We start from the raw sequence: 14,329 nt of genomic DNA on the forward strand, positions 1-14,329 counted from the left end.
ACCCCTGTCCCCGGAACTCCCCCCGGGGACTCTGGCCCCCGGAACTCCCACCGTTGTCAGATTTTTCGGCCAACCAAAAGAATCCAGTCTTCAAAAAGCCATTCTTTTTGAATGGTGGATAGATCAATATCCGAACCAAAACGCTGAAATAAAGCTTCGCGTTCCGGGTTCGTCTTTGAACGGTGCTCTTCGATAATTTCGAATCCGGTGCCTACAAACATATCGACAATCTGCTGGTGTGTGACTTTGTTCAACTCTCTGTAGCGATCCATGTTCCACGCATCTATGCCTGCGTCATGGCATCGCTGTTCGAACCCGGGTTTCAGGTGTGCCCAAGGATCGCTTGCTTCCGGAAACCAGTGCCACAGGTGTGATCCCACGGGGCTGTAAAAAAGCGGGCAAGTATCCAGTAGCAAGTATCCACCAGGGCGTAAGGAATCAGATGTCCATTTTATGATCCTCTCCAAATCCGGGACATGCTCTGCGCTATCGAGCATCATGGCATAGTCGAACCCTGGAAATGGCATTTTCAGATCGAAAATATTTCCTTCAAGTAAAAGTGCAGAATCGGTATTCGATCCGACGGCATCGCAAAGATCAGGAAATTCATCAACATTGAATTCGTGACCGAATTCTCCAAAACTACGGTCAATGCCAACGGCCAGAGAAGCACCATGCGCAGCGGCAGCGGCGACACCGTTTCCTGTTCCACAGCCAACGTCCAAAAATCTCCCGCGCTTGATCGGGTCGGGAATATGCCAATTTATTTTGTTATGCGCATGCTGATAACGATCACGAAAATTGCTGACGTTGCTGAACATTGCACAATCCAGATATGAAGCGTCCTGATGATAGGTCTTTCCATATTGGAAGTCCATCTTGTGCAGGTCGCGCTGCGGGGGGTGAATTTGGAGTTCCGGGGACAGCTATTATAGCTGATCAACGAACGACGGATTCCGCCAAGCCGAACCGCGCCTTCCGAATGCCCCCATTTGAAGGCGATTTTTTGCCCTAATTCCCCGAAGAGTTCCGGGAGTTCCGGGGACAGGGGGGAGTTCCGGGGACAGTATACCTATTATGCAAGACTAGCGGACGCTTTTGGCTTGGGGCCGGGTCGTTGCGGGCTCATGATGCGGCCCATCCGGGCTTCGTGATTGGCAATCCATTCGGGTGCTGCCAAGGGGCGTCCTGTGTTGAGTTGCGATTCAATCGTCTGCGCAACGTCCTGTCTCGCCGCCGTCAATTCGCCCGCCTCGAGGCCATGGCGCAACATCGCGCGCCAATTGGGAACGTGCCGAGACAGCGCCGCCACATCGGTCAACGGGTCATCGCTCGCGCGTTGGTTGGCGATATGGCTGCGCGCGCTTGACCAACGCCAGTCGGCAGCATCATCTACCAACCCGGCGGCAACGGGGTTTTGCTCGACATAGCGGATGGCGATCATAAGATGCGCGTCGTCCATCGGGTAACTGGCAAAACGAGCCTGAAACAGATGACCGCGCCAACCTTCGCGAAAATTGATCGCCCGCGTATAGCGCCGATGGGCCTCTCCGAGCATCGCCCGCAAACTGTCAGGGTGGTGGGGAATCAGGATCAGATGAACATGATTGTCCATCAAGCACCACGCCAGGCACCGCGTATATGTCGATCGCGCATAGTCTGCGAGCAGCGAAAGATAGGCAAGTCGGTCATCGTCCGAAAAGAAAACCGGCCGGCGTCGGTTTCCGCGCTGTGTTACATGGTGAGCCACATGGGGGATCACAATTCTTGCCAAACGCGCCATGCGCCTATCCATGCAGAAATAATCGATTTTCGGCAATTAGATATAGTCTCTCCGGATTTTTTGTAATGAAAGAAAAAGTGTCTAAGAAACTGGCCCGTGCACCATTCACGACGGAGGAACTCGTGAAAATGACGGCCGCTGAATTTGGTCGACAGAGACTGACCGATGACGAAAAATCTCGCCTGCGTGCGATTAACGAACAAAGGGCGCGCCGTCGGTTGGAATGGTCTGCACAGCTTAGAGCGGAAGAGGAGCCGATTTTGGCTGATCTGCAAACGATCGGCTGTGATGTGAAATCAGTGTGGGACTTGGTGAACACATCCAGGCCATATCCAGACGCTATACCGATTTTACTTAAACATTTGACCAAATCATATTCCGACCGAACGAAAGAGGGGATCGCTCGTGCTTTAGCGGTTTCGGACGCCAGAGATGCATGGCCGTTGCTGGTTGCCGAATATCTTAAAGCTCCGATGGGTGAAGTGAATGGAATCAGGCTCGGGGCGAAGAGTGGCCTTGCAGCAGCCTTGTCGGCGGTGGCAACGGATGATGTGATTTCGCAACTTGCCGCGCTGGCCAAGGACAAATCTAATGGCGACAGCCGTTTGCTTCTGCTGAGCGCCTTGCGGAGATCAAAAATGCCGGTCGCAAAAAATACACTTGAGGAATTGGCCGACGATCCTTCCCTAAAGAAAGAAATAGCATCTTGGAAAAAAGTGCGGGGAAAGCCGGGGTTGGTATAACTATTTCGTTTCTGCGGGCGCCGACCATTCCTGCCGCGCGGTAATTCCGGCATGTGGCGGGTCGGTTACGATCGTCGATGTCTGTAACACATTGTCCCAAATGATAGTTTTGGCGTGCTGTCGGAAAGGCGGATGAAGGCTGCGGCGTTTGCACGGGCATGGGGGGCTTCCCATGAACGGAGACGACCGATGAAAAACCTATGCGTGCTTCTTGCTGTCGGTTTCGCGCCTGTCTTCGCAGGCCCGGCTTTTGCGCAGGACGAGGGTCAGGATATTTCGCTGACCCGGTCGCAGGTGTTCAGCGGCGGGCATGTCGAGGCGACGGTTGGCTGGAACCACCTCGATATGACATCGCTCAAGGATATCGATCCGACCGCCGATGTGGGCACCAGCCGCAGCGGCGTGAAGGTCGGCGGCGCGGTGGGATATGACTTTCCGCTGGACGACAACACCACCCTCGGGTTCGAAGTGGGCCTTTATGGCAACACCGTCCGCTGGACCAACACCCAGAACCTGGTGGCGGGCACGTTCAACACCTCGCAAGTCAATGCGGGGCGCGACTTTTATATCGGCACGCGCTGGGGCTATGCATTGAACCACAAGACGCAGATCTTTGCCAAGGGCGGGTTCACCAACACCCTGTTCGGCGTAACCGGCACCAATGGCGCCTATGTGGCCTATTCGGGCACGGGATCGAACCTGCTCTATCAGGGGGTATCGGCCAGCGGCTATCGCGTGGGCGGCGGCATCGAGCAAAGGCTGTTCGGCCCGACGTTCATGAGGGTGGAATACGACTATTCGCATTATGCCAGCGGCCAGTTCAACTATGTCGACACCACGCCCGATTTCAGCCATTTCGACCTGCACGCCACGCAGCAGCAAGTGCTGGTGAGCGTGGGTTTGCGCTTCTGAAGGCCTACAACGGCTTGCCACAGGCCATGCGCGGCAGGCCGAGCGCGGGGCGCTGTGTGAATTCGCGGTCGGTCAGCGCGTCGAGAAAGGCCAGCAGCGCCGCCATCTCGGCGGGCGCATAGGCCTTGCCGTGGCGGGTGACCGCTGCATCCAGCGACCTGGCCGATCCGTCATGCCACCACGGCCCGGTCAGCGTGACATTGCGCAGCGACGGCGTGCGGAACTTGCCCGCATCGGCGGGCTGTCGGGTGATTTCCGCCAGCCCCTGATCCGGCGCCGCAGGATCGGCCGGGCCGATACGGTGAAAGGCCAGATCGGTAAACCGGGGTCCCTGATGGCAGGCAGCGCAATCGCGGGCAAACCGCCGTGCGCCCCGGGCGGCCTGGGGTGACATCTGCGTGCGATCCCAGGCGCTGCCATACGATGTCATGGTGCGTTCGAAACTGGCGATGGCCAGCCGCACCTGCACAAAATCGATCTGCCCGTGGCCGCCCGGAAAGGCCTGCGCAAACATCGCGCGATAACAGGCGTCCTTGTCCAGCCGCGCGGCAATATCGCCTTCGTGCCCGGACATCCCCATTTCGACCGGGTGCGTTCCGGCCACCGGCACCGCGACTTGCGCTTCGAGCGTGGTCTCGCGCGGATCGGCATAAGTAAGCGGGCTGAACCAGGCGACATTGGCCAGGCCTGGCACATTGCGGCGGCCGGGTTCTCCGGTCACGCCGGGGTGGGTGATGTTGCCATCGGCAAAGGCGTGTTTCTGTTCGTGGCAGGTGGCACAGGCCACCGTGCCGTCGCGCGACAGATCCGCATCATAGAACAGCCGCCGCCCCAGTTCGATCCGCGCGGCAGACATCGGGTTGTCGGCGGGCACCGCTGGCGGGGCGATGCCCTTTGGCAGGGGCCCGATCCATCCCGCAGGCGCCGCGCCCACCAGCGCAAGGCCCGCCATGGCGAGCGCCCGAACGGCACGGCGCGGCGGCATCGCAATCAGGGCAGGCGCACGATCAGAACCGCCGTCTGCGGATCGCCATTGGCCGAAATCTGCAGGACATACGATCCCTTGGTCAGGCTGAAATCGACCATCTTGCGGATGCCGCTACAGGCCGGTCCATGGCCATGCGCGGTGGAGAGTGCAGGCCGTCCATCGCCGATCACATCGATCCACGCCGGAGACCCCAGCGCGATGCGGTACGCGCCGTCGGCCGGCGCGGTAAACGCGACCAGACCGCCGTGGCTGACACTGCCGCCGGGTTTTTCCGGCTGAATCACATAATGCACATCCGGCGTCGGCGCCAAAGAGATGCGCGCGGCCTGGCCAATCGCGAGGGTGGCCGCGTTGACCTGCGCGCCATTGGTGGCCGCGACAATCTGGCCGGGCGTGGACCATGGCGCCAGAATGCCCTCGGGCGCGACCGGGGCGGTGCAGGCGGGCGCGCCGTCCTGCGCGTATGCGGGAGCGGCTGCCGTGGCAGCCAGCAGGGCGGACAGCCCCAGAACGAGCGTCAAACGCATGATTTTTCGTTACCTTGCCTAGCTATGTTTTGCGAAATATAGGAGCGCCAACCAAACAACAACACTTTCCTCAGGGGGTTTTCTCATGCGCGTTGCAATTGTCCATGCCTTGTTGCTGTCCGCCGCCTTGCCGGTCACGGCGCTTGCCCAGCAACAGCCGGGCCCTGCGCCGGCGGTCGGCGCGTTCGGTCTGGGCGAGATCGTGGTGACCGCGCAGGCACCTTCGCCGCTGACCGTGGGCACGTCCACGCTCAACGCCGATACGATCTATACGTTTGATCGCACCACGCTCGACGATGCGCTGAATCTGGTCGCCGGGGCGGCCTCGGGCAGCACCGGCGGCACGCGCAACGAACGGCTGATCTTTGTGCGCGGTTTCAACCGGTTCGAGGTGCCACTGCTGATCGATGGCATCCAGGTCTATCTGCCGGCCGACAACCGGCTCGATTTCGGGCGTTTCCTCACCAACGACATCGCCGAAATCCAGGTCGCCAAGGGCTATGCCTCGGTGCTCAACGGCCCCGACGGGATGGGCGGCGCGATCAATCTGGTAACGTCAAAGCCGACCCGCGCGCTGGAGGCGGACATGACCGGCACGCTCGATCTGGGGCGCAATGTCGAATATGGCGGCTACAATCTGTCGGGCCGGATCGGTACGCGCCACGACACCTGGTATGCGCAAGTCAGCGCCGGGCGCAATTACACCGACCACTGGGATCTGGCCGGGGGTTTCGTGCCCACCGCGACGCAGGCGGCGGGCCAGCGCCAGTTTTCGCAAAGCGAGGATTGGCGCGTCAATGTGAAGGCCGGGTTCACCCCTAATGCCACCGATGAATATTCGATCAACTACACCCGGCAGGAAGGTTCGAAACTGGCGCCGCTGAGCGTGACCGACACGCTGGCTTCGCAAAAGTTCTGGACCTGGCCCGCGTGGAACATGGACAGCGTCTATTTCCTGTCGACCACGCAGATCGATCCGATCGCCACGCTCAAGACCCGGATCTATCGCAACACATTCTATAACCTGTTACGTTCGTTCGATTCGATTGCCGAGACGACGCAGACCCGGCCTTATGCCTTCAACAGTCCTTATTGGGATTCGGCCTATGGCGGTTCGGCCGAACTGGCGCTCAGGCCATCGTCGGTCGAACGGCTCAGCGTGTCGGCGCATTACCGGCTGGACCAGCATCAGGAACAGCAGACCAGCTTTCCCGGCGCGTTTACCGAGCCGCGCCTGACCGATCGCGAATCCACCGTCAGCCTGGCCGCGGAGAACGAACTGCACCTGACGTCGCGGCTGACCCTGCTGGCGGGCGTCGGCTATGATTTGCGCCACCTGATGGAGGCAGAGGCCTATGGCGCGCCGCTGGGCAAGCCGTCGAGCACGCCAAGCGTGCTGTACGGCTGGCCGCTGAGCGATGTCGGTGCGTGGAGCGGGCAGGGCCAGATCACCTGGCAACCCGATGACGAAACCTCGCTGCACGCCAGCATCTCGTCACGCGCGCGCTTTCCCACTTTGTTCGAACGGTTCAGCCAGAAATTCGACAGCGCCATCCCCAATCCGTACCTCCGGCCCGAACGCGCCACCAACTACGAGATCGGTGGCAGCCATCGGCTGGGCGTGGTCAAAGTGGAAGGCGCGGCGTTCTATTCCCACCTGAATGACGTGATCGTTTCGCAACCGGAACTGGCCTATGGCTGCACCGCCAGCACCACGCCGGGCCCTTGCGCGCCAACCGTGCTCACGCAATCGGTCAACGCGGGCAACGGCAATTACTATGGCGCCGAAATTTCACTGGAAGCGCACCTGGCGCCGAGCCTGTCGGTGGGTGGCAACTACACCTATATCCACCAGCACATCGCGGCGCCGACCAGCACGGTGAACGATCTGGCCGCCGCACCCACCGGCGATCCGACCGGGGTGCCGAATGACAAGGCTTTTGTCTATGCCGACTGGGCCCCGGTCAAACGCCTGCACATCCTGCCGAGCACCGATATCGAATCCAGCCGCTGGACGGTGACCGACGTGGCGCCGATCGTCTATTTCCGCACCGGATCGCATGTAAACGCCGCGCTGCGCGCCGAATATCTGTTTGCCAGGGGCATTCAGGCCGCCATTGGCGTGCGCAACCTGTTCGACCAGAACTATCAGCTTGTGTCGGGCTATCCCGAACCGGGCCGCAGTTTCTACGCCAGCGTCAAGGTCAGCTATTGAGGCCCAGGCCGCCGGTCCGGGCCCGGACCGGCGGCGGGGTTACAGCGTGAACTGCGCCATTGTCGTTCCGTCGGCGGCATAGGCGGTCAGGCGCCAGCCGTGGGGTTGGCGTTCGAGCAGGGCATAGCCGAACCGGCCGGGGATGGTGGTCAGCGCGGACAGGGGTGTTGCGCCGCTCTTGCCGGTGGTCTGGGCCAGATCGGCCGGGCCGAGTGCGGCGTCCTCCATCGTACCCGAAAAGCCGGTGATCACCTGTGCGGGGCGGTCGGTGAACTGCGCCACCTGAAACAGGTGGATGTGGCCTGCCAGCATCGCCCGGACATGGTGCAGCGTCGGCGGGTCGAATGCCTCGATCGGTTTGCTGCCGATGGTCACGGTGTCGTGATCGTGCTTGTCCCACAGCACCGCGTTGATCGGGTAATGCGCGGTGGCAAAGGTGTCGGTCGCATCGTGCGACAGGCGTTCGATGATCGCCATGTCATGCGCAAAGCGGGCGGCAACGGCGGGGTCTTTCGCCTTGCCGCTGGCCAATTGCATCAGATCGGCAACCACCAGTTGTGCCGATCCACCCAGGCTGACGGCATAGGGATCGGTGTCGTTGCCCGCCGCATCGTTGGCGGGGTCGAGGCAATCGGCACCCGTCACCAGCGGGTGCGGATCGAGCAGGCGCCACCAGCCCTGGCCCGCGCGCGAACATTCCTCGTGATTGCCGCGATCCATCACCCACGGCGCCGCCGCCAGCAAGGGAGCGGCCGGTGTCAGGAAATCGGCGCGCCAGCCCGCCTCGCCATAGCCCCAGGCCGTGTTGGCGCAGTCGGCATGGTCGGCGGGGCAGGGGTTTTCGCGATAGAGATAATCGCCCACGTGCAGCACCAGATCGGGGTGCAGCGTGGCGGCGCGCGCGGCGATTGCGGCAAACGGCCATTGCGCGGGATCGTTGCAGCCCTGCCATGCGTTGTCGCCACTTTTCAGGCGGCAACCGGTATCGCCGATCAGCACGATACGATCGATCTGCGGCCGGGGCAGGGGCAGCGCCTGCCCGCCCAGACTGGCATGCCGTGCGCCGCGCGGCACGCGCGTTTCGCAAATGCGGGTGGGAAACGCCGCCGGGGTGGTTACTTCGGCCTTGTTGGTGCGCACCGGCAGCGTGGCGGGGGCGGCGCGTTCGGCCATCGGCACGGCGCGGCCATCGACATGCAGCACGGGGCAGGCCTCGGCATCGGTCAGCGCACGGACCACGCTGCCGCCGCCCGGAGCCATTTCCACCCAAGCCTGGCCTGGCGCGGCCTGCGCCGGAACGGCCGTCGTTGCCGCCGCGGTCACCAGCATCGCCGCCGCCGCGACCTCCAGCATCGAACACAATCCGCGCATCGTTCCATTCCGTCCTGTCAGGGATGAAACATGCGCCGTATCAGGCCTTTGCGACAGAAAAAAGACCCGCGCCGCCGGGGTCAGTCGAGCAGCGGGCGGATCTTGTTGATCAGCGCCTGGATACGCTCGGCCGCTTCGCCAAAGGTTTTTACATCGGCGCGGTTGTTGTTGCCGCGCGCTTCCTTGGCCGATTCCAGATAGCCTTCCATATCGGCCTCGAGCGCGTCGAGCAGGATTTCGGCTTCGTCTTCGGTCAGTGTCAGTTTGATGGTCATCGTGTTCCCGGTCCCGAGGGGGTCAATCTGCGGCGCCCCTTGGCGCATTTGCCGCGCGGCGTCCAGACCGCTTCACCAGGCGTCATGGTCACTGGGCATCATGATGGCGCAGGATCAGCCCGTCCTGATGGCCGCGCCAGAACCCCTTCCACGTGGGGTTGGTGCCGCCCTGGCTCATCGCGGCATAGCCCGGCGCATCACCTTGCCAACCCGCGTGGTCTGACACTTCGGCGGGCACGTGCAGATAGGCCTCGCGCGTGGTGTCGCCTTTCAGCTTGCTGTCGAGAAAGGCGGTGATGAAATGCGTGGCAATCGCGTTGATGCGATCCTTGCGCCAGACCGGGTCGGCAAACCAGTCGAGATCCCACAGCGATCCGTGCATTTCAGGCGGGGGTGGGTTGGTGCCGATATCGTGGCCCGCGCCCGAAAACACCAGCAAGTGCCGATCGGCATGGACCGCCTGGGCCCAGATCGCAGCGGGCCCCTGTTCATAGCCGACAGTGCGGTCGGCGCTGCCGACGAGCACCAGCAGCGGCGCGTGCACCGCGCCAAGCCCGGCGCCGGCGGCTCCCCACACCGACCATGGAGCGCCTCCGGCTGGTGAAATGGCCACCACCGCGCGTATGCCCGTGCTGGTCAGGCTGGCCGCGCGCGCGCCGTCGCCGGCATAGGCCGCCACCAGATCGTGCGGCAACAGCGCGACGATCGGGCTGGCCGGATCAAGTCGCCCACCGGCCACCGCCAGCACGCCATACCCACCGAACGAATAGCCGACCAGCGCGATGCGATCGGTATCGACCAGTTTGCCCAGCATGCCGCCACGCAGGATGGTCAGGCAATCGATGATATCGAGTGGCCGCGTCAACAGCGCCGCAGGGGCCTTGGCGCGGTCCCAGATCGGCGGGTCGCGATGTTCGGGCGCGACCACCACATAGCCCTTGGTGGCCAGGTTTTCGCCCAGCCAGCTCAGCATCACCGGGTCGTTGTTGTAGCCATGGCTCAACACCACCACCGGATAATGCGTGCCGGCGGGCGGCGCATCGGCATAGGCGATGCCAGGCACCGTGAACGCCGCATCGGGATGCCCCGGCTCGCCAGTCAGCGTGGCGTGATAGGTGACCGGCATGGCACCTGGCAGGGCATGCGCGGGGTACCAGATGCGCAGATGGAGCACGCGATCGGCATGGACTTCATGGCCCGCGATCAGCGAGGCGAGCGGATCGAGCCGGTCGTGCACATCGATGATGCGCTGCGTCATGCCGGCCGCATCGGGGCCGGGCGCGGCCAGTTCGGGCGCGTCGATATCGGGCACGCTGGGCGCCCGGGCCTGGGCATTCCACGGCGCGAGGAGCATCGCCACGACCAGCGCGGCGCGGAAAAGCGCGGTTGGCCGGGGCTGGAGAGGGGCGGTCTGGTGAGGCACGGCCGTGGTCCTTGCGCAAAGGGGGCATCCGCGATCAGGGGCGGCGCGGCCTGCATGGTGGCGCCCTGCGGCGCCGGGCACAAGAGGCTTGCGCGCATACTGCACTTGCGAACGCATGGCCGCAAAAAAGCCATGCCGGCGAACACCATACGTCAGATTGCGCAATCGGTCCGGGCATTTTGCGTTGCAGATTTATGAATTTGGGTTACAGCCGAAACCAGTGCATCGCCGCGAAAGCACGGGATGCATGGCACTATGATGGGAGGTTTCCATCATGAGGGGGATCCATGCGTAATTCAGCAAAGTCTTCGCTGGCCGGTTCGACGGCCTGCGGTCTCGTTTTCATTGCGCTCGCCGCAGCGCTGCCCGTTCAGGCCCATGCGGACGCCAATACGCCCGACGCCAAGGCGCCCGATGCGGCGCCCGCCGAAATCGTCGTGACGGCCACCCGTCAGACCGAAAAGGCGCGCGATGTGCCGCTGGCGGTGACGACGATTTCGGGCGACAAGCTCGACACGCTCAATTCGAGCGGGCTCGACATCCGTTTCCTGTCGTCGCGCACGCCCAGCCTGCAGATCGAAAGCTCGTTCGGCCGGACGTATCCGCGCTTTTACATCCGTGGCCTTGGCAACACCGATTACGATCCCAACGCGGCGCAGCCGGTGTCGGTGGTCTATGACGGGGTCAGCCTCGAAAGCCCGATGCTCAAGAGCTTTCCGGTGTTCGACCTCGCCGATGTCGAAGTGCTGCGCGGGCCGCAGGGCACGCTGTTTGGCCGCAACACCCCGGCGGGCGTGGTCAAGCTCGATTCGGCCAAGCCGACCGATACGTTTGGCGGCTATGGCTCGCTCGAATGGGGCACCTACAACACCATCAACGGTGAAGAGGCGCTCAACATTCCGCTTGGCGGCGGGTTCTCGTCGCGCTTTTCGGGCATCGAGCAGCACCGCGAAAACTGGGTGACCAACACCAATTACGGCGCGCCGGGCAATGTCGCCCCGGCCAAGCTGGAAGGCTATACCGATATCGCGGGCCGGGCCCAGATTTCCTATGTCTCGCCCGACGACAGCTTCCATGCGCTGTGGAATATCCACTTGCGTGGGCTCGACGGTACGCCGCGCGTGTTCCGTGCCGGGATCTTCCAGCAGGGCAGCAACAATTTTGTCGCCGGTTTCAACCCTTCGCAAGTCAGCGTCGACGGGTTTGAAAGCCAGTCGATGTCGCAATGGGGCACCAACCTGCGCCTCGACAAGCATTTCGAGGGGCTGGGCACGCTCTATTCGATCACCGCGTTTGAACATGCGCGGGTCGAAAGCACCGGCGATATCGATGGCGGTTCGTCCTACGCGGCAAGCGGGACAGCGACCGGCCTAGGTGTCGGAGGCTTTGCCGACAATACTGGCGGTGTGACCCGACCCGATGAATTCAGTCAGGAAGTGCGCTTCGTGTCGGATGAGTTCGGCGGGCTGCGGTTGCAGGGCGGGCTCTATGCCTTCACGCAAAAGCTGACTTACAGCGAATTCGATTATCAGCCCCCGCTTTCCGGCAGTTTCAATGCCGCAGCCAACACATACACTGTCGGCTATACCAATCGCTATCAGGATCTCGATCAGGATATCGAGCATAACGATCGCAACACCAACTTGGGCGTCTATGCCTCGGGCGAATACAAAGTCGGCAAGCTGACACTGCGCGCGGGCCTGCGCTATTCGCACGATCGCAAGCGCGATACGGTGTGGGGCTATTCGGCGGGTCTGAGTTCGGAATATCAAAACTATGGCACGATCGTTACGCCCTATGGCACGCCGGGCTATGTGCTGGCGCCGCAGACCGCCTCGATCAGCGGCGGCTATACCACTTGGGATGCCAGCGCGACGTATGCGATCACGCCAAAGATCAATTTCTATACGCGCGTGGCCACGGGTTACCTCGGGCCGGCCATTCAGGACCGCGTGACGTTCGGGTCGATCCAGAACACCGCCGGCAAGCAGACCACACTGTCGACCGAAGCCGGGTTCAAGGGCACGCTGTTTGCGGGCAAGCTGAACTTTTCGGTCGACGGGTACTGGAGCCGCACCAACGACATGACGCTGACCGAAGTTGGCGGGGTCGGCAATTCGGCAACGCTGGTGACCGTGCCGCGCGTCTATGGCAGCGGGGCCGAGGCGGAAGTCGACGTGCGTCCGTTCCGGGGCCTGACGTTGTCGGGCAGCGGCAGCTACAACTACACGCTGATGCGCGCGCCGGGGCTTGGCATTCCCTATTGCGGTGATGGCTGCACGGTGACCGATCCGATCAATTCGGCCGGCCTGGCGGTGATCGACGGCAATCCGCTGCCGCAGGCGCCGCGTTATGTCGCCAACATCAACGCGCATTACGAATTGCCGCTGGCCAACGGCGGTTCGGCGTTCTTCAACACCGACTGGGCCTATCGCAGCTCGATCAACTATTTCCTCTATACCGCTGCGGAATTCACCGGACGTTCGCTGACCGAAGGCGGGCTGAAGGTGGGCTATCGCACGCCCAATGGCTGGGAATTCGCGTTCTTCGGGCGCAATGTGCTCAACCAGATCCGCGCGATCAGCGCGATCGACTTCAACAACCTGACCGGCATGATCAACGATCCGCGCATCTGGGGCGGATCGATCCGCAAGTCGTTCTGATCGGGTGACGCTTTGTCCCTGGCCCCTCCCCTCAGGGGAGGGGTTGGGGAGGGGTGTCCGGGCGCCGATTGGTCGCGCGACAAATCGACGCGGTACACCCCCACCCAAACCCTCCCCCTTCCGGGGGAGGGCTTTTTTGTGTCAGCGTTCCAGTGACTTGACCATCAGTGCATAGAGCCGTTCGGGGTCGATGCTGCGCACCACATCGGCGCTCTGTTCGCCAAGGCCGGGCTGGTAATGCTCGCTCCAGCTCAGCGTGTCGCCATAGCCGGGGCCGAACTGGGTGTTGGCATCGATATAGAGCCGGTCGTGTTCGGTCACCAGCGACGGGTCGAGCCAGACCGCGCTGGCGATTTCATCCCACAGCGGCCAATAGACCGGCAACTGGTGGACCCAGGGCTTGAACCGCGCGGGCGCGGCGGCTTCGAGCCGGGCGATCAGTGCGGGGGACATCTGCGTGGCGGTTGACGGATCGGCGGGCACCATCGTGATCGCGCGCCAGGGGCTGCGCGAAACCTGGCTGGCGGCCTCTGGATCGAAACGGACATTGAATTCGCGGCGCGGCGAATTGACGAATTCGCGCGCAAAGTCGGCCGATGCGGGGTCTTGCAGCACCTGATGCGGGTTCAGGCTGCCGCCCATATAGACCAGCCCTTTGGCCAGATGGGCAAATTCGGGATCGAGCTTTTGCGCCAGCGCCAGATTCGTCAACGGCCCGCAGGCGATGATGGTGATCTCGCCGGGATAGCGATGCACCATGCGCACCATGAACTGCGCCGCGCTTTCGCCGATCACATGGGTCGTCGGGTTGCCATAGGGCAGATCGGTCACCGGATCGAACGGCCCGCGATAGACCGGTGCGGGTTGCAGCGTCGGTTCGACCCAGTGGCGCATCCACACCCCGCGCCACACCAGTTTGCCATAAAGCGCTTCCCACCGGTCGGTCAGCGCCTCGCTGTTGACCAGCGGATACGTCGCGCCCTGGGCCACCGGCACATCGCTGCGGCCCAGCAGTTCCAGCCCGCGCAATTCCTGCGCGGCGGCACGGCTGGCCCACAAGTCACCCGATACCGAGGTCAGGCCCAGCACGTCGACATCGGGGGATTTCAACAGCATCACATGCATCATCGAAAACCCGTCGTCGTCGATGATCACCTTGCGCCGCTCGGCGCCGTGGGCGGTCAGCGGCAGCGCGATCAGCATGAACAACAGGGCAAGCGAGGGCAAGCGCATGGGGTACTCCAGACCGGGATCGATGTGCGATCCTTGATCGCGCGCTTCGCGCTTGGCAACCGCCTTGCTGGGGTGTCGTCGTTCACCGCGTTTACCGTTTTTGCGCCGGGCAAAGGCATCGAAACGCTTGCCCGGCGCATAGGCATTAACCCGTGATTAGCGCATCTCGTTCATGGTGATCGCAGCGCGCGGTGTG

At 62.6% G+C, this 14,329-nt stretch carries 13 protein-coding genes; 5 read left to right on the forward strand and 8 right to left on the reverse strand.

Annotated features, from left to right (window positions below; genetic code table 11):
* Positions 1 to 56: 56 nt before the first annotated feature.
* Together AQZ49_RS21645 and AQZ49_RS00015 are read right to left on the reverse strand one after the other, a co-directional pair.
* Entirely contained in the window at positions 57 to 821 is a 765-nt protein-coding gene (locus AQZ49_RS21645; RefSeq protein ID WP_197410860.1) for a methyltransferase domain-containing protein, read from the reverse strand.
* A gap of 254 nt (positions 822 to 1,075) precedes the next feature.
* A complete protein-coding gene (locus AQZ49_RS00015; RefSeq protein WP_067611076.1) occupies positions 1,076 to 1,783 on the reverse strand; it encodes a transposase in 708 nt (235 codons plus the stop codon).
* A 65-nt stretch (positions 1,784 to 1,848) separates the two neighbouring features.
* Here AQZ49_RS00015 and AQZ49_RS22025 point away from each other — a divergent pair, with 65 nt between their 5' ends.
* Positions 1,849 to 2,526, forward strand: a complete 678-nt coding sequence (locus tag AQZ49_RS22025) for a hypothetical protein (RefSeq protein ID WP_156428052.1) — start codon at positions 1,849 to 1,851, stop codon at positions 2,524 to 2,526.
* A gap of 189 nt (positions 2,527 to 2,715) precedes the next feature.
* Complete coding sequence (locus AQZ49_RS00020) at positions 2,716 to 3,438, forward strand: outer membrane protein (protein WP_067611078.1); 723 nt, start codon at positions 2,716 to 2,718, stop codon at positions 3,436 to 3,438.
* Positions 3,439 to 3,442: 4 nt separating this feature from the next.
* On the opposite strand, the gene AQZ49_RS00025 is transcribed toward AQZ49_RS00020, so the two are convergent.
* Positions 3,443 to 4,390: a cytochrome-c peroxidase gene (locus AQZ49_RS00025; protein ID WP_156428053.1), complete on the reverse strand. Its 948-nt coding sequence runs from the start codon at positions 4,388 to 4,390 to the stop codon at positions 3,443 to 3,445.
* A 38-nt stretch (positions 4,391 to 4,428) separates the two neighbouring features.
* Positions 4,429 to 4,953 (reverse strand): hypothetical protein, encoded by a 525-nt coding sequence (locus AQZ49_RS00030; RefSeq protein WP_067611084.1) that lies wholly within the window; start codon positions 4,951 to 4,953, stop codon positions 4,429 to 4,431.
* An 85-nt stretch (positions 4,954 to 5,038) separates the two neighbouring features.
* Between AQZ49_RS00030 and AQZ49_RS00035 the strand changes: the two genes are divergently transcribed.
* On the forward strand, positions 5,039 to 7,168 hold the full coding sequence (locus AQZ49_RS00035; RefSeq protein WP_067611087.1) for a TonB-dependent receptor plug domain-containing protein: 2,130 nt from the start codon (positions 5,039 to 5,041) through the stop codon (positions 7,166 to 7,168).
* Between the two features lie 39 nt (positions 7,169 to 7,207).
* Here AQZ49_RS00035 and AQZ49_RS00040 read toward each other — a convergent pair whose 3' ends face one another.
* The 3 genes from AQZ49_RS00040 to AQZ49_RS00050 all read right to left on the reverse strand — a co-directional run bounded on the left by AQZ49_RS00040 (position 7,208) and on the right by AQZ49_RS00050 (position 10,237).
* Positions 7,208 to 8,539: a metallophosphoesterase gene (locus tag AQZ49_RS00040; protein WP_067611090.1), complete on the reverse strand. Its 1,332-nt coding sequence runs from the start codon at positions 8,537 to 8,539 to the stop codon at positions 7,208 to 7,210.
* 80 nt (positions 8,540 to 8,619) lie between these two features.
* Complete coding sequence (locus AQZ49_RS00045) at positions 8,620 to 8,814, reverse strand: hypothetical protein (RefSeq protein WP_067611095.1); 195 nt, start codon at positions 8,812 to 8,814, stop codon at positions 8,620 to 8,622.
* An 88-nt stretch (positions 8,815 to 8,902) separates the two neighbouring features.
* Positions 8,903 to 10,237 carry an alpha/beta hydrolase family protein gene (locus AQZ49_RS00050; RefSeq protein ID WP_197410861.1) on the reverse strand — a complete coding sequence of 445 codons (1,335 nt, stop codon included), beginning with the start codon at positions 10,235 to 10,237 and terminating at the stop codon, positions 8,903 to 8,905.
* Between the two features lie 287 nt (positions 10,238 to 10,524).
* Between AQZ49_RS00050 and AQZ49_RS00055 the strand changes: the two genes are divergently transcribed.
* Complete coding sequence (locus tag AQZ49_RS00055; protein WP_067611101.1) at positions 10,525 to 12,900, forward strand: TonB-dependent receptor; 2,376 nt, start codon at positions 10,525 to 10,527, stop codon at positions 12,898 to 12,900.
* A 141-nt stretch (positions 12,901 to 13,041) separates the two neighbouring features.
* Here the strand turns inward: AQZ49_RS00055 and AQZ49_RS00060 are convergent, their stop codons facing one another.
* Positions 13,042 to 14,133, reverse strand: coding sequence for a nucleoside hydrolase (locus tag AQZ49_RS00060; RefSeq protein ID WP_067611105.1), 1,092 nt, complete (start codon positions 14,131 to 14,133; stop codon positions 13,042 to 13,044).
* Between the two features lie 33 nt (positions 14,134 to 14,166).
* Here AQZ49_RS00060 and AQZ49_RS22905 point away from each other — a divergent pair, with 33 nt between their 5' ends.
* Positions 14,167 to 14,289, forward strand: a complete 123-nt coding sequence (locus AQZ49_RS22905; RefSeq protein ID WP_255355381.1) for a hypothetical protein — start codon at positions 14,167 to 14,169, stop codon at positions 14,287 to 14,289.
* Positions 14,290 to 14,329: the final 40 nt, after the last annotated feature.

It is taken from the genome of Novosphingobium sp. FSW06-99 (assembly GCF_001519065.1).
Taxonomy (GTDB): Bacteria; Pseudomonadota; Alphaproteobacteria; order Sphingomonadales; family Sphingomonadaceae; genus Novosphingobium.